Source organism: Ruegeria sp. BC2 (assembly GCF_056539245.1).
Window position 1 is genome coordinate 54,272 of the sequence record NZ_JBQFUQ010000006.1, and the last position, 14,685, is coordinate 68,956.

Annotated in this window: 14 protein-coding genes; 5 read left to right on the forward strand and 9 right to left on the reverse strand. The window is 53.8% G+C overall.

The window, feature by feature from the left end:
• The first annotated feature begins 12 nt into the window (after window positions 1-12).
• Both ACR0CU_RS18080 and ACR0CU_RS18085 read left to right on the forward strand, forming a co-directional pair.
• Window positions 13-639 (forward strand): hypothetical protein, encoded by a 627-nt coding sequence (locus tag ACR0CU_RS18080; protein ID WP_170448984.1) that lies wholly within the window; start codon window positions 13-15, stop codon window positions 637-639.
• Between the two features lie 418 nt (window positions 640-1,057).
• Complete coding sequence (locus ACR0CU_RS18085) at window positions 1,058-1,684, forward strand: MSMEG_1061 family FMN-dependent PPOX-type flavoprotein (RefSeq protein WP_170448982.1); 627 nt, start codon at window positions 1,058-1,060, stop codon at window positions 1,682-1,684.
• A gap of 215 nt (window positions 1,685-1,899) precedes the next feature.
• On the opposite strand, the gene ACR0CU_RS18090 is transcribed toward ACR0CU_RS18085, so the two are convergent.
• Both ACR0CU_RS18090 and ACR0CU_RS18095 read right to left on the reverse strand, forming a co-directional pair.
• Window positions 1,900-3,510, reverse strand: coding sequence for a sulfatase-like hydrolase/transferase (locus tag ACR0CU_RS18090; RefSeq protein ID WP_254437636.1), 1,611 nt, complete (start codon window positions 3,508-3,510; stop codon window positions 1,900-1,902).
• A 53-nt stretch (window positions 3,511-3,563) separates the two neighbouring features.
• On the reverse strand, window positions 3,564-3,806 hold the full coding sequence (locus tag ACR0CU_RS18095) for a hypothetical protein (protein WP_170448978.1): 243 nt from the start codon (window positions 3,804-3,806) through the stop codon (window positions 3,564-3,566).
• A 116-nt stretch (window positions 3,807-3,922) separates the two neighbouring features.
• On the opposite strand from ACR0CU_RS18095, the gene ACR0CU_RS18100 reads away from it, so the two are divergent.
• Window positions 3,923-5,281, forward strand: a complete 1,359-nt coding sequence (locus ACR0CU_RS18100) for a tetratricopeptide repeat protein (RefSeq protein WP_170448976.1) — start codon at window positions 3,923-3,925, stop codon at window positions 5,279-5,281.
• Window positions 5,282-5,690: 409 nt separating this feature from the next.
• Here the strand turns inward: ACR0CU_RS18100 and ACR0CU_RS18105 are convergent, their stop codons facing one another.
• The 3 genes from ACR0CU_RS18105 to ACR0CU_RS18115 form a co-directional block, all read right to left on the reverse strand.
• Window positions 5,691-6,227: a hypothetical protein gene (locus ACR0CU_RS18105; RefSeq protein ID WP_170448974.1), complete on the reverse strand. Its 537-nt coding sequence runs from the start codon at window positions 6,225-6,227 to the stop codon at window positions 5,691-5,693.
• A complete protein-coding gene (locus ACR0CU_RS18110; RefSeq protein ID WP_170448972.1) occupies window positions 6,211-6,981 on the reverse strand; it encodes a hypothetical protein in 771 nt (256 codons plus the stop codon). Before ACR0CU_RS18110 ends, ACR0CU_RS18105 begins: the two co-directional genes overlap by 17 nt.
• 73 nt (window positions 6,982-7,054) lie before the next feature.
• A complete protein-coding gene (locus tag ACR0CU_RS18115; RefSeq protein ID WP_170448970.1) occupies window positions 7,055-7,570 on the reverse strand; it encodes a DUF805 domain-containing protein in 516 nt (171 codons plus the stop codon).
• Window positions 7,571-7,951: 381 nt separating this feature from the next.
• Here ACR0CU_RS18115 and ACR0CU_RS18120 point away from each other — a divergent pair, with 381 nt between their 5' ends.
• A complete protein-coding gene (locus ACR0CU_RS18120; RefSeq protein WP_170343556.1) occupies window positions 7,952-8,251 on the forward strand; it encodes a hypothetical protein in 300 nt (99 codons plus the stop codon).
• A gap of 124 nt (window positions 8,252-8,375) precedes the next feature.
• Window positions 8,376-9,914, forward strand: coding sequence for a ShlB/FhaC/HecB family hemolysin secretion/activation protein (locus ACR0CU_RS18125; RefSeq protein WP_170448968.1), 1,539 nt, complete (start codon window positions 8,376-8,378; stop codon window positions 9,912-9,914).
• A 1,733-nt stretch (window positions 9,915-11,647) separates the two neighbouring features.
• Here the strand turns inward: ACR0CU_RS18125 and ACR0CU_RS18130 are convergent.
• The 4 genes from ACR0CU_RS18130 to ACR0CU_RS18145 form a co-directional block, all read right to left on the reverse strand.
• Window positions 11,648-12,025, reverse strand: coding sequence for a hypothetical protein (locus ACR0CU_RS18130; RefSeq protein ID WP_170342917.1), 378 nt, complete (start codon window positions 12,023-12,025; stop codon window positions 11,648-11,650).
• Between the two features lie 117 nt (window positions 12,026-12,142).
• Entirely contained in the window at window positions 12,143-12,283 is a 141-nt protein-coding gene (locus tag ACR0CU_RS18135) for a hypothetical protein (RefSeq protein WP_170448967.1), read from the reverse strand.
• Window positions 12,284-12,462: 179 nt separating this feature from the next.
• Window positions 12,463-13,617 (reverse strand): Gfo/Idh/MocA family protein, encoded by a 1,155-nt coding sequence (locus ACR0CU_RS18140; RefSeq protein WP_170448965.1) that lies wholly within the window; start codon window positions 13,615-13,617, stop codon window positions 12,463-12,465.
• Entirely contained in the window at window positions 13,617-14,672 is a 1,056-nt protein-coding gene (locus tag ACR0CU_RS18145) for a sugar phosphate isomerase/epimerase family protein (protein WP_480643587.1), read from the reverse strand. Before ACR0CU_RS18145 ends, ACR0CU_RS18140 begins: the two co-directional genes overlap by 1 nt.
• Between the last annotated feature and the right edge of the window lie 13 nt (window positions 14,673-14,685).

The window sequence follows — 14,685 nt, forward strand, 5'->3', positions numbered from 1 at the left end:
TGCGAGGCGGAAATGACCAAGGCACCGAAAGACGAAGGCAACGATCTGCAGACAAAGAACTCCGAGCTTACCGAAGCGGAGACCATTGCTGTTGCCGATTTGAGGGAACGGAAGAGATCACGCGTTAGGGCACCGGACATCAAGTTGGATTTTGATGAGGGCACACGCCGGCTCACGGTTGGGCACAAAGGAAATGATCCAACGACGGCTTGTGCTTTAGCAATGCATGAGCTTGGCACAACAGACTGCCGATTCTTCGAAGGCGTCATGGATCAAATCGCGACTCTTGGGCAACAAGACAGCTCTGTCTCAGAGACGGCATCGAACTTTGTGATGTCGGTTGTCGCTGGGGTTAAGCCGCAAGACGAGACCGAAGCCATGCTTGCGATCCAGATGGGCGCGATCCATCAGGCCACGATGATGTTGGCACGTCGCCTGAACTACGTAAAAACTCTCCCGCAGCAAGATTCTGCGGAACGAGCGCTCAACAAACTTGCGCGGACCTTCACCAGCCAGGTTGAAACCCTGAAACGATATCGATCCAAGGCAGATCAAACCGTCCGGGTCGAACGCGTGGAAGTCAATGAAGGTGGGCAGGCAATCGTTGGTAACGTCCAAAACAGGGGGCGGGGTGAATGAAAAAAAACAACGACAACCTCATAAACCCCACCAAACGGCTCAATGATGCGCCCAGATGCACCGCTACGGCGAAATCCACTGGCAAGCGGTGCCGCGCACCCGCCGTTAAAGGCTGGAGTGTTTGTCGCATGCATGGGGCTAGAGGTGGGCACGTTGCTGGGCCAAGCCATCCGTCCTGGAGACATGGACAAAGGTCCAGAGAAGCTGAGGAACTGCGCAAAACGATCACTGAATTGATCCGAACAGACAAGACGCTGCAGAAGCTGATCCATTGATTGGGCAGGGGCTGGTAACCGACACAAAGTAGTCATTCGACAGAACTAGCCGGATGTCTGCACCGAGCCCAAAGCTGCCAAATGCAAAGTTGTTTTCCCGACAGGTTTTTGTCACGCTTCCTCAGAATAACAGGGGGTTCGATATGGAATTCGATGAAGTGATTACTGACATCGACCGGCTTCGTGAATTGCTGCCGTTCAATGAAGCGAGTGGACCGGCGCTCAAGGTGACAGACCGTTTGAACGAAGTTGCACGTCGGTTTATCGAGTTCTGCCCGTTCGTCGTTGTTGCAACGAAAGCCCGCGGCGGTTTGATTGATGTCTCTCCGAAAGGAGACCCCTGTGGCTTTGTGAAGGTTCTTGACGACAAAACACTGGCAATACCCGAAAGGCTTGGAAATCATCGCGCGGACAGCTTTGTGAACATTCTGACAGACCCGCAGGTTGCAGTGATTTTTTTAGTTCCAGACCACGGGTTCAGTTTGCGTATTGCCGGAACTGCGAGAATTGTGCGTGACAGCAAGCTAAATGCGAAAATGGCAGTCCATGGAAAACAACCGGAACTCGCACTGGTCGTGACGGTGGAAGAGGCTTTCATGCATTGTGCCAAGGCCCTTATTCGATCCGGTCTGTGGCGACCAGAAACGTGGTCAGAGCCGCGATCAGCACCAACATTGGCGGAATGGCAGGTCCACGTGGAAGACAGTACGCGGACGCTCGAAGAAGTGTCCGCGATCCACACCAATGACCAGCAAAAGCGACTTTATTAAATGGCAGTTTCGTCCGCACAGCAGACATTGGAAAGACTTGCGACGTACGTCTGCTGTGCGGACAAAGCTGCCGCGGCTCATCTGTCCACCAAGGACAGCAAGCTACTCAAAGCTGACAACGCTTTCCGACGTTTCACAGAACTCGAAAGATTGACACTTCACATCCCTTGGATATTTGCGAGTCGCGTAGGATAGGCACCGCCGTCTCAAGTTCGTCATTGCCAGCTTGAAAAGACTTCTCGGGCCAATTCGCTTTCGGGCCTGAGATTTTCAATTCCTTCATAAGGGACACCCTTGCCGAGCGGTTTGTGAGGGTGCTTCACGATGGTTTTCTGATGGCGCTTTACCATGTCTTGGAAAGACGCCCCGGACCACAGTGAATACCCGACAAGCGGATGTTCTTCACGGGGATCGCGATAGACATTGAAGACAGGGGCCGCCGCGCCTGGCTGACCGGGGGCTGGCAGATGCATCTTGAACTCTTGCTTCACCACCGAACGCAATACTGGCCCTTCGTACACATAGACGTAATCGCGGCGCGAATTGCCTTCTCCCTCGAGCAACAATGCCGTCTGATCGATTCCATCAATTACCCGGTCGCGTGGAATGTGGTCTGTCGCGCCTGCGATCCGGGCAAATGTAGAAAACAAATCCGAGACATGAACGATGTCACCTGCCGCACTGCCCGCTTCGATTGCACCGGGCCACCGGATGAACGCATCAGTTCTCACACCGCCTTCAAGGTGCTGTGTCTTTCCGCCGCGATAGATCAGTTGGTTCAGGCCGGAAGTCCCCTCATAATGATACATCAAGCCATTGTCAGCCATGATCATGACGACGGTATTATCCGCCTTGCCGGTTTCATCCAGCTTGGCCAAAACCTCGCCGATCCAACCGTCCAGAACCTGCAATTTGTCCGCATGGAAGCCGCCGTTGCGGGATACGGCCTGATCAGGATAAGCAAAGTTCAGCGGATAGAGTGGCCAGTACTGCATAAAGAATGGCGCGTCCTGCGAAGCCAGCCGCTCCAGCTGCTCCAATGCTTGACGCTGATAGCGCAAGTTCATTTCCTCGTATTTCGCCTGGGTCCATTCTTCGCCGGGCTCCATTTCGACTTCGCGAGCCAGACCACCCGCTTCACCTTCTACGCCGGTCACAAGGCCATAGGGTTTGAACCGCTCGTCCAATTGAAACTGGTTGGACTGCCCTGACCAATGGTAACCAAGCATATTGTTGGCGACCATCGCATCACGTGTCATCAAGCTCAGCTGAACCTGCTGATGCAAGGGAAAAGCCGCCCAGTCGAAGCCCTGATTGTGCGGATAGGCCTGTTCAATATCGCCTTGGTGCCATTTCCCGACGTGCGCGGTGTTGTACCCTACTTCCTTGAGGATTTCGGCGATGGTGACCTCCTCGGACCCAAGACCTTCGCCGACCAGGGCGACCTTGACCTCTTCCACGCCCGCGCGCACCGGATGTCGACCGGTCAACATCGCCGTTCGAGTCGGTGTGCAGGATGGCTCCGTGTACATTCGCATCAAAGACATGCCTTCTGTGGCAAAGTCATTGATGTTGGGCGTATCGAAACCGGTGACATAGTTCATCGTCCGGTTGCCCATTTGACCGAAACTCACATCGTCAATCAGAATGTAGAGGATGTTGGGTGGTTGTCCTCCATTCGCGTCACGGATCTCGGCAAGCTTAACTTCTATCTCCGCATCCTGAGCATCCCATTGCTCGCCAAACTGCGCGCGGAGAAACTCGAACTCGCCGTCGTGTATGATAGGCGCTTCTTGGGCAAAACCCGCGCCAGCAATCAGCACCATGGCTGTGGCATGTTTCAATATTGATCTCATCGGTTTCCCTTCCCCTATTTGAATTATATCTTCCCTGCACGCCGCAGCGATTCAGCAATTTCATCCCGAAGACCATCCAAAGACTCGCGGATGTCGCGGGCAATCGGGTACGACCGGCTTCCCGGCTCAGTGTTCACGGAGAGGTACTCGTCACTTAGAAGCTGATAGTCTCGGCAGATTTCATCGAAAACGGTGTCCGCCCGCCTTAGGTCCACAATCGCGGCCTGATGGTTCGGAAACAGGATATCAAGGGCGATGCCTTTCATTTCGGAGCTCGTACAATGGATCAGCTGGTTTAGGGGAGTGTTGGACGAATTCACTGTTAACAATAGGTATATCGGGGCATAATACGGTGTAATCAGATGCGTAACTTACTGAAAATATGGGTTTAACCAAAGACACATCTTCTCCACTGAATGAGAGCGGGTCGCCTGCTGCAAAAGATGTTCGGGCGGCACTTCAGCGGCTTATCAGGTCTTCGACTTTCGCGGGTTCGCAGCGCTTGCAGGACTTTCTGGTGTATGTGGTTGAAGAGTCGCTCAATGGTCGGGCCGATGATATTCGTGCCAAGACCATCGCAATGGATGTTTATGGTGGGACCCTGTCAGAGATGTCGCGCCGTGAAAACGTGGTTCGGGTCGATGCTGGTCGCCTGCGCCGAAAGCTTGCTGAGTATTACGCTGCCGACGGGCAGGACGAGAAAACGGTGTTTGAACTGCCAAAGGGTGGTTACGCACCTCGGATTTTGAAAAGCTGCTCCGAAACGGCACAGCCCAGATTCTCAGAGCTGGAAACCAGTGCGCGCGCATGGGCTCGGCCAAGTGTTAGGATTGTCGGGATTATCATTTTAGGCTGTGTTGCGATTGTTTTTTGGATGAGCTCGACAAAGCAGGATCTTCCGACTGATTTATCCGTAGATGGCCTGAGCCGTGACGAGCGCAGCGCAATTTTTAACGCATCCCCAATGCGTCTACAGGCTGTAAATCTGGCCAATACTGGTCGGGACCTGATCTTTCCGGCTTTAGAACCTGCGCGTCTTGAAGCGGCCCTGACCATATTCAAGGGGGCAATTGAAAACGACGACAGCTATTTCGGCGGCTATGCAGGCGCTGCACAAGTCGCCGCCACAATTGCAGTGCTGACATCCGACGTCGACCTCGCTTGGGACATGTTGAACTACGCTGACACTCAGGCCAAAAGGGCCATCGAATTGGCTCCGGAAACTGGGTGGAGCCAAGCCGCAATGGCCTGGGTCAAATTTGCCAAGGGAAACTGGATTGACGCCATTGAATTTGCACAACGAGCACAGCGTTTGGCACCACACGACGTCCATGTGCTGGAGTTCGTGTCGCTGGTCCTGCTATATTCCGGTTCATTTGAACAAGTCGTAGCGATTAGCGAGGACGCACTCTCAAAAATTGAGCTAGAACGGGCTTATGTGTTTCAGAACGCAATGGGGTCTGCAAAATTCCATCTGAAGGACTATGAAGGTGCTGTGTCAGCCTTTGAACGAGTAACGGAAAAAGGTGGCCCTGTCGGACCTGTCTCTGTTGCTTACCTAATGGCGTCACATCAGATGTTGGGGAATAAGGCTCAAGCTCAGTCTCTATCAGAACAACTGTCACGCGAGTGGCCGGACAGCCGCGTGGATGCGCTGTTTGAGAAACTTTTTGCAAATCCGAAATACGGGCAAGACCTCGGTGACGCCATGAGACAAGCCAATTGGAAGCCACCAAGTTAGGAGTGTGATTTCGCATTGCGACCGCTTGAGTTTCTCTCAACGGCATTGAGACCGAATGCTCACCAATTGCACCATGTCTGCTTCATTCGAATTCCTGCCATTTGAACGTTACGCAGCGTTGGTCAAAATGGGCTCTAAGCAGGCGTTCGTAGAGTTTGGGCGAATAACTGCATTGCGGACTTTGAGGACATCCGCAATATTACTCCAAAGGACCGCAGTCAGCCCGAAGCGGACATTCGTAAAAAGATTTTGCAATTTCCGAGACTGGGTGTAGGTGCGTTTAAACTTCTACATGTATAAGATTGATTTTATAAATTAATATGCTGAAACTTCGCCCAAAGTTTGCATGCTACAGAGAACCCATCGAACATACAGGCTCTCAGGCTTCTATACGGTGCCCAATTGCAGTTTACTCCCAATCACCAGCAGACGAGCGCCACGTTTTAGCGTCCGCGTCCCAAACACTGGCCGTAACGCAAGGCGTTGGGTTTATTCCGTCGCAATTGGATCCATGATTACCTGCCACAACAACGCGTTGGCGCCCAAAATCAACGACTGTCCAGCCTTGATTGAGCAAGGAGTGCACCTCTTCACCAACCCAAAAATGCGACATGCATCCGCCAGTTCCGCAATAAAGAGATGCGGCGCTTGAACACGCGAAACCAGACTCATTCAGAACCCAGTCGCGTCGTAGATCTCCGTCGAGATCGACCCTCTCAACCGCACCCCAGTCTAAGTCAAACTGACCGTCGTTGAACTCCGCGCAGGCCTGTGCCGCCAGATCAACCGTCGCCTGCAAACCGGGCGGAAGTTGCGATACATCAGCCGCGACAGCTGGTGAGTTCCATACTAGACCAGAGACCAGCACAAACCTGGAAACTAAACCTTTCAATTGACGCACTATTTGGGAAGCTGTTTGGAAGGTGGCATCAATTGCACTGATCATATCTGTAGTCCCCGTATTCCAGCCAGTTTACCGAGCCTTCGCTAAAAATCAGAAACTCGGACCTGTCTTCCCCAAGCAGGGCGACGACAAATCCGGCGGGCGGCTCATAGTTTCCGAAGTAACTGTAGGCCGTCATGGCTCTGATCGACTCGCCGTTGACCGTTACTCGCGCGTCCCACTCCCCCTCTGGATTGTCCAGAATTACATATTCGATTTGGCGTTTTTTCGCTCCGCCACCACAATAGACGATGCCTTCGGGTGCTTCGTAGGAGGTCCCTTGGCTAGCATCTGAGTCGCAGGCGGAACGAAGGGACCGAATTGCTGCGCTGGAACCCTTCAAGTCAAAGATTCCGTAGCTGACATCTTGATCAATCATCGACAGATTAACCGATGCATTGGCCGCAAGCTGGTCCAGTACAAAACCATAGTCCTCTTGACTATTGAAACTGACCTCGACGGGATAGTTGTCGACGATCTGCACGGCAGCGTTTTCTGCGCCAACCTGAAATGCCCCAACCTCGGTAGTGCCGTTCTTCAAAAAACGAATGGAAAGCCCTTGCTTCTCCACAATGTCCTGGCTGTCCTCATATCCAGCTGGAGCGAAGCGGATACGGTTACACTGAAGTTCCAGGGTCATGTTTCCGGTTTGATTAAATGCATTGGGACTAGGCCCGGAGTTGAACGACCACTCCGCTGATGCTGTGGTCGCTCCTGCCATCAGTAGCATTCCAATGGAAATGGTTTTGAAGCCCATTTTTTCTCTCCATTGAGTTACGGTTCGCACTGTCATTCAGCAGAAATTCCGGCCCGTTGCCCGGACAACCAGGTCAGGAAACAGGCTCGCCGTATTCGTTTGCGCCTCCTTCCGAAGGGCGCGTCAACCACCAGATCATCAGAATGGACAGAACCAATTGAAGAATTGAGACAACAACAATACCGGTCACGCCCAGGACGGCCGCAGGTCCTCGCAATGCATCGGGGTTTTCCGTCCCTTGCTCCAATACCGAAAAGAACGCCACCCCACCCAGCATAACAAAGAGCGTTGTAATGCTGAGCGCCATCGGCAGCAGCAAATACCAGCCAGGTCGTCCTGTATCATGCAGCCTTCGCCAACCGGCGGCCAGCATAGGTATGAGAACAGCCAGTTGGAAAACAGAGGACAGGACCCGAGATCCCTGGCCTGTTTCGGGGTTGGTCCCGAATATGATCGTATCCAGCACAGCTAAAGCGGCACTCACGAGAACCACAAACAAGAAGAACCACCAGTATTCTGAGCGTATAGCCCGACCGGAGAACTGGAAGTATTTCGAGAAACACGTCTTAACGGCTTCACCAAGTCCCATCTTTCAATCCCTTCATTGTTTTTGTGCGGCCTCAAATCGCTTCGCCGCTCAGGGGAACACACTCTTAGCTCCCAGTTACTTTTTTGTTTGAACGCAGAGGCCTATCGCACGAGAGCGTAGAGAAATTTACGCGCGGAAAAAATATTGATTTATTGAAAATTAGATTCAAACATGCGAATTCGACACAACTTTATTTTACCTCCGTTGTTGCCGGCCCCGGCAATCAACTCGATATCGTTCCCCCGACCAATCCGTTGGCGACAAATCTTTGAGATAGGTAAGCACCGGATCGAGCTGTGCTCAATTGGCTGAGTAGAAGCGGACGCTTCAAAAAGGAGCATCCAATTTCACTAGATTCGATGAACCCTGATGGAGAAGAAAATGACCAAAAAGACAGTGATGATTGCAGGCACAACTCTGTTTGCATTGCTTGCGGCATGTGACGAAACGAGTACGTCTAGCGCGTCCGCCGAACTCACACCCGCTCAGCAGGCGTGTTTGCGAGATGTAGCCAAAACAACGAACAATTCGCAAGTCGTTGTGCTCTCATCCGCGTTTAGCGAAGCTGGAACACAAGTCACTGTCGGTGTTGGTGAGGACCGTGCTCCTTGGAATTGCATTGCTTACAGTGATGGCGCGACAGCTGGTATCGAGTTCCTGGGCGACGAAGGCGCACTGTAATCTGGTCGCTGTGTATCTCGAAAGCACCAGTCGTGATCAAATTTGAGTACCGGTAAGCTCAGACATTCAAACCTCGTAATAGGATTGGGTTTTAACATGCTCAATCATGCTAAGGTTGTAGAAAATGCCCGTAACCAACTCGGTTGTAATTGCGATCATTTGCACTTTTTTGGCTATTGTATCAGTCCCAAAATACAGCATGGCCCAAACTTGGGACATCGCATCCCAGCACTCTGTCAGTGGCGTAACGGTGTATGATACCGATGAGCTGTTAACGTTTGCCGGTCAGTTGGCCTTTGACCGGTCGGGGCGCATCACAGCGGCGGATGTCGCATCAACGATTACGCAGATCTACCGAGAAGACGGTTACTTCTTGGCTGAGGCCTGGCCTGGACCCGATGGGCAGAGCATAGTTGTGGATGAAGGACGCATTCAAACCATCGAAATTGAAGGGGTAGATACGCGCACGTTCCAAACCTTGGAAAAGATCTTTCGCCCACTCACCACCGCATACCCGATAACTCTCAAACAATTTGAGCGGGCAGTTATGCTCGCCGAGGACATACCCGACTTGGACGTGTCGACCGAACTTGATTACCCGGATCAGGCTGGTGCTCGGCTGAGAGTATTGGGAGAGCCACTGCGAAAACAAGCCGGTAGTGCGACACTCGACAACCCTCCGCGTGAGCTGGGAGAAGCGCTCAGCTTCTATGTCGTGCAAGAGTTTTATTCGACGCTGACTGTCGGGGATTTGCTGCGATTTGAGGGGTCTGGCAACTACAATTGGGACAAAGACGACGAACACTCTTTGTGGGGCGCTGTTACCTATCGCACGCCGCTGAACAGCGATGGTCTATACGGTGAGGTTTTCTACGGAAACATAAATGCAAAACGTGACCTCTCTGGGGAGTTTGCAAGAACAGATGTTGATGGCGAGAACTTCACCGTCGCGTTGGGCTACCCCGTGATCCGCGATGTGGCCCGTTATGGATATCTTCTGCTGGATTATCGCCTTTCCGAGGCGGACTCAGTCAGTGGCGGCGTGCCATTGTCCAGTGACGCAGGTGTCGTCGGCCTAACGTATCTCTATGGGCAAAACTATCCAAAAGGGCAAACTCTGGAGGCTGGGTTAACTTTATCGTTTGGCAACAATAATACGACGGACGCGAATTTTGACGACGGCGACTCCTCGTTCTGGCATCTACGGGGCGGCATTGGATACGAAAGCCCGCTAACGAGCTTGTCGCCCAACACAGCTTGGCGCACTGAGATCTGGGGCCAGTTCACAACCGACCGGCTGCCCTCGGTAGAGGAGTACTTCCTTGGTGATCGTTATGCTTTGCGCGGATATCGTTTTGACGAGGTAGATGGTGATTCCGGGATCTCCGCGATTTTCGAAGTGTCTCATTCCTACTTCCCCAAGTCCCAGAGCATACATCGCTTAACACCCTTTGCCTTTTTGGACGTGGGTTACATCTCGAACAATGACCCTGCGAGTTTTGAAGTTGAGAATGCTACACTGGCATCGACAGGTCTGGGTTTGGACATTGAGTTTAAGCAAAACCTATTCTTGTCCGGATATGTCGGTGTTCCTTTGAGGGACGGTCCTTTGACCGACTCTGGCGATCCTGGCGCGTATCTTGCTCTGACAACAAGTTGGTGAGGATGTTATGAAACGGAACCGCATTGCTTTACTTTCCGCAGCTTGTTTGATTGCTGGACTGGCCGCTACGCAGGTCTTTGCCCGCGGAAATCACTACGGGTGGTGTCGAGGTGTAGGGAACCCACACCAGTCCGGCCAAGGATGCGGGCAGACCGGTGGGCAAGGGCCAGGCAATCAAATTACCGGCCCAACGCAGCCGGTAGCAAATCAGTTGCCACCTCGGGGAACGCCGCAAACGCCCACGTCCGTTACTGTTCCAGTCCTTGCGCCGGGCGCGGTCCCGAACGCAATTCCCGGTCGGGTTCCTATCGCAACTCCGATAGCCGTGCCCGGTCAAGTTCCAACACCCGTCGTAGCGCCGACCCTAGCTCCTCCATTGGTGCCAAACCCGACGCCAAACCGGGTTCCGACAGCCGTTCCCAATCAGGTTCCGCCGTTGGCTCCCGGACCGACTGCCGTGCCGCCGCAAGTTCCGACTGCGACTCCCAATCAAGTTCCGATAGCTGTCCCAGGCCAGGTTCCGCCTCAACCCAATGTGCCGCCCCTGGTGCCAACAGCAACACCCAACCAAATACCAGTCGCTGTTCCTGGCCAGGTTCCGCCTCAACCTAACGGTCAAACTGCTGTGCCACCGCTCGTCCCAACCGCGACTCCCAATCAGGTTCCCACAGCAGTTCCTGGTCAAGTTCCACAGTTGACACCAAAACCTACGGCAACTCATGTGGCCGTCCCAGGACATCCGAAACCACAAGGCGTCGTGACAGTTATGCGCCCAAAGCCAAGGCCGACAACCGGTACTGTCCAGCCAACTGGCACAACACAAGTGACCCACCATTTGACCCACCAAAGCAATTCAAAGAAACACGATCATGTCGCAGCAACACCTGGACGGCATGACCCGCACGACTTACCCAGGTTCCGCAACGCAGCGACCAAGGAAAACTGGGAATGCGTTGCCAGCGGATTTGGACAGCGCCGTTACGATGCAGGGCGCGGTGTGTTGCTGAACAACGGAGCGTTGCGGCACCTCGGAAACGTGGACGCTATGGCACGAGATGTCCCTGCACGGCATCCAAAACACTCTGGATGCATTATTTCGGTTAAACGAAAGCAGCGCTGAAGCTCACTTGGTGGGTTTTGCTCGGACAATGAGATTAATCGACCAAAAGTTCCTCAATTGTCATCTGGATAATTGGATTTCGTATTGCCTTATTCCCTGGCGATTACGTTGGCCGACGTAGCCCGACAATGCTCCACACCTAAATTTACTTCAAATAGGCCAACAGTCTATACTGCCGCACTTCTACGAAGAGCCTCCGACCATCTGGGCCGGTCAGGTTAGGCACGCGAAACTTTGCAAAGTCAGCTTTCTGTGCATTGCTGTCATTGGGACATCGCGCAGCATCGGTCAAAATGGGCTCGAACCTGACGTTCGCTGCACTTTGTATGAGTGTCTGCTATCTTAGCTACCGGTCGTTCCGTCATGCTCGAACCTGGGACTTTGAAACACCAGTCCCAATGATTGGTGTGGTATATTTGGTGGTATTCATCTTAATTTCTTGGATTTTACTAATTATTAACAAATAGTTATACAAAAAGTATTGTTGCTCCTCGATCCGCCACTGGTAACTCCCGAAAAACAGTGTTTTTGGCAGTTTGGCCCATGTGGTGAAACCGAGGTGTTTTGTCTCAAGACAACTTCGAGGCAACCGCGCTGGGTTTAATGGGGTGTTTCACCCCATTCCATATGGTCCGCCTTCCTGTAGTTCGCCGAATGCCGCCCAAACCTCGTGACAGGCGCGTTCGAACGCCACATCATCTTTTGGGATGCTGGCCTTGAAATTGGGGTAAGACATGTGGTTGCCCAAGTTCATCAGCACGGTCACGAGGTGGTTGCGCGGTATGAATGCCCGGTAACGGTAGTCGCCGCCCGGTGTCTCGATCACCTGACCGTCCATGCCATAGTCGCGCAGCAATTCGGCGTCCTGTGCGCGGCGAAACCGCAGGCAGACGCGGGATCCCATGTGCGGCCCGCTGGTGTTGCCGTCCTCATCCTTGGCAACGGCTGAGAAAAAGCCCGAACCCTCGGGCGTCGAGAATGCTACCCACATCTGCAGGTCCTCCTATTTTTGGGAAAGGGCGCGCTGTCTATCAGAAAAAATAAAGGGTCGTCAAATCGAGTGGGCTTGCGCGCTCGGTTGCTTGGCCTTGAGGCGCAAACCGAGGCCTCAAAATCCGGCAGCGGATACGTGATGGTTGGAGACTGTTCGTGCCCATCCAGTTTTGCCTTGAACGCCTTCCGTTTCGGCGATCTTCATGAAAAAGCGGTCGCTGATATCATTGAGCTGCTGTGCTGAACAGACGCTCATACCGATGGTTCCTTTGTGGGCCGGTTCGGGCCAATTGTACTTGCCGGCCGCGTTGGCGGCTTCGTCCGCACAGCGGCCATTGGTGGACGATGCGGCGAACTGGTGGTTCGACGAGCCGAGTGGCAGGGAAGGGTTGGCTGGCTCAGTATCCGTTGCCTACCCTATGCCCAAAGCCAAGCTTACTCCAACTTGACCCAAGCCGCGTTTCTGGACGAGCTTTGCACACAAGCGGCTACAAATTTGACGCCGTCTAGCCCGTCATGCACGGTTGGGTAAACAACGGACGCCTCAGGTGAAATCCCATTTCGGAAAGCCTGGATCGCCTCAGCAGCCTCTCCGTAAATATTGGCGAACCCTTCAAGATATCCCTCGGGATGGCCCGGAGGAACTCTGCTCAAGCGATTGGCAGCGTCACCAGCTCCAGCGCCATTGCGGGTGATCAGACGCTTTGGTTCGTTGTAGGGCGTGAACCAGAGATAGTTCGGGTCTTCCTGAGCCCACTCCAGCCCACCTTTTTCGCCGTAGACACGCAAACGAAGCGCGTTTTCGTTGCCAGGAGCCACCTGAGAGGACCACAGCATACCCCGTGCTCCGCCTTCGAAGCGCAGCAATACGTGGGCGTTGTCATCGACTTGGCGCCCCGGGACGAAGGCCTGCAGATCCGCCGCAAGGCTTTCCGCCCTCAGCCCGGTCACAAAACAAGCGAGGTTGTAGGCATGGGTTCCGATGTCACCGGTTGATCCGCCCGCGCCCGAGCGTTCGGGATCGGTTCGCCACTCCGCCTGTTTGAAATCCTGCTGCTCGGTCAGCCAGTCCTGCGGGTATTCAACCTGGACGACGCGGATTTTGCCGATATCGCCGTTGGCAACCATTTCACGCGCCTGCCGCACCATTGGGTAGCCCGTGTAGTTGTGGGTCAGTATGAACAGGGCATTCGCGCTTTCCGCCGCTTTGACCAGTTTTTTTGCATCGGCAAGGGTCGAGGTGAGTGGTTTGTCGCAAATGACGTGAATCCCGCGTTTCAGGAATTCACGCGCGGCGGTATGGTGGACGTGATTTGGCGTGACGATTGAGACCGCTTCGATCCCGGATTTGAGCCGGGCTTCCCGGATCGCCATTTGTTTGAAGTCTTCATAGACCCGTTCGAGACCCAATGCCCGGCCGCTTTCAATGGATTTTTCGGGCGTCGAAGACAAAGCGCCGGCAACCAGTTCGAACCTGTCATCCAATCGCGCCGCTATGCGATGAACGCCGCCTATGAAGGCGTCATTTCCGCCGCCGACCATGCCAAGCCGAATGCGACCCGAGGCTGCTTCACTGCGTCCAGTAACCATTATTCGATCCCCAGCATTTTGCGATTGGCGGCTTCGTCAGTGCCACCGTCCGCGAAATCATCAAAGGCTTTCTCGGTCACACGGATGATGTGATCCGACACAAACTGAGCGCCCTCACGCGCTCCATCCTCGGGGTGTTTGAGACAGCATTCCCATTCGACCACAGCCCAGCCATCAAAGTCGTTCGCCGCCATTTTTGAGAAGACCGCCCCGAAATCCACCTGGCCATCACCAAGCGACCGGAACCGGCCGGCACGATCGACCCAGCTTTGGTATCCTGAATAAACCCCTTGCCGCCCGGTCGGGTTGAACTCGGCATCTTTGACATGGAACATCCGGATCCGATCCTTGTAGATGTCGATATTGTCCAGATAGTCGAGGCATTGCAGTACGTAGTGCGACGGGTCGTACAACATGCATGCCCTTGGGTGATTGCCTGTCCGTTCGAGGAACATCTCGTAGGTCACGCCGTCGTGGAGGTCCTCTCCGGGGTGAATTTCGTAGCAGACATCGACGCCGCATTCTTCGGCGTGGTCGAGGATTGGCACCCAACGGCGGGCGAGTTCATCAAATGCCGTCTCAATCAAGCCGGCAGGGCGCTGCGGCCAGGGATAGACGTAGGGCCACGCCAACGCGCCCGAGAATGTCGCATGCGCCGAAATGCCCAGGTTCTTCGAAGCGGACAATGCTTTTTTGACCTGGTCTACGGCCCATTCTTGCCGGGCTTTCGGGTTTCCTCTGACTCTCTCGGCGGCAAAGCCATCAAAGGCGCTGTCATAGGCCGGGTGAACGGCCACAAGCTGACCCTGAAGGTGCGTTGACAGTTCAGTGACTTCGACGCCATTTTCCCTGGCTTTGCCTTTGAAGTCATCGCAGTAATCGGTGCTGGACGCGGCCTGTTCAAGGTCGAACAACCGGCCATCCCAACTGGGAACCTGGACGCCCTTGTATCCACAGTCAGCCGCCCATTTGGTAATCGCGTCCCACGAATTGAACGGTGCTTCGTCCCCTGCGAATTGTGCAAGAAACAATGCTGGACCTTTGATCGTTTTCATAAGTTTCCTCCCC

What these genes read in the sequence shown, in the direction of transcription:
- ACR0CU_RS18080 (WP_170448984.1), top strand. Translation starts at nt 13, where the DNA reads ATGACCAAGGCACCGAAAGACGAAGGCAACGATCTGCAGACAAAGAAC.
- ACR0CU_RS18085 (WP_170448982.1), top strand. Translation starts at nt 1,058, where the DNA reads ATGGAATTCGATGAAGTGATTACTGACATCGACCGGCTTCGTGAATTG.
- ACR0CU_RS18090 (WP_254437636.1), bottom strand. Translation starts at nt 3,510, where the DNA reads ATGGTGCTGATTGCTGGCGCGGGTTTTGCCCAAGAAGCGCCTATCATA.
- ACR0CU_RS18095 (WP_170448978.1), bottom strand. Translation starts at nt 3,806, where the DNA reads ATGAAAGGCATCGCCCTTGATATCCTGTTTCCGAACCATCAGGCCGCG.
- ACR0CU_RS18100 (WP_170448976.1), top strand. Translation starts at nt 3,923, where the DNA reads ATGGGTTTAACCAAAGACACATCTTCTCCACTGAATGAGAGCGGGTCG.
- ACR0CU_RS18105 (WP_170448974.1), bottom strand. Translation starts at nt 6,227, where the DNA reads ATGATCAGTGCAATTGATGCCACCTTCCAAACAGCTTCCCAAATAGTG.
- ACR0CU_RS18110 (WP_170448972.1), bottom strand. Translation starts at nt 6,981, where the DNA reads ATGGGCTTCAAAACCATTTCCATTGGAATGCTACTGATGGCAGGAGCG.
- ACR0CU_RS18115 (WP_170448970.1), bottom strand. Translation starts at nt 7,570, where the DNA reads ATGGGACTTGGTGAAGCCGTTAAGACGTGTTTCTCGAAATACTTCCAG.
- ACR0CU_RS18120 (WP_170343556.1), top strand. Translation starts at nt 7,952, where the DNA reads ATGACCAAAAAGACAGTGATGATTGCAGGCACAACTCTGTTTGCATTG.
- ACR0CU_RS18125 (WP_170448968.1), top strand. Translation starts at nt 8,376, where the DNA reads ATGCCCGTAACCAACTCGGTTGTAATTGCGATCATTTGCACTTTTTTG.
- ACR0CU_RS18130 (WP_170342917.1), bottom strand. Translation starts at nt 12,025, where the DNA reads ATGTGGGTAGCATTCTCGACGCCCGAGGGTTCGGGCTTTTTCTCAGCC.
- ACR0CU_RS18135 (WP_170448967.1), bottom strand. Translation starts at nt 12,283, where the DNA reads ATGAGCGTCTGTTCAGCACAGCAGCTCAATGATATCAGCGACCGCTTT.
- ACR0CU_RS18140 (WP_170448965.1), bottom strand. Translation starts at nt 13,617, where the DNA reads ATGGTTACTGGACGCAGTGAAGCAGCCTCGGGTCGCATTCGGCTTGGC.
- ACR0CU_RS18145 (WP_480643587.1), bottom strand. Translation starts at nt 14,672, where the DNA reads ATGAAAACGATCAAAGGTCCAGCATTGTTTCTTGCACAATTCGCAGGG.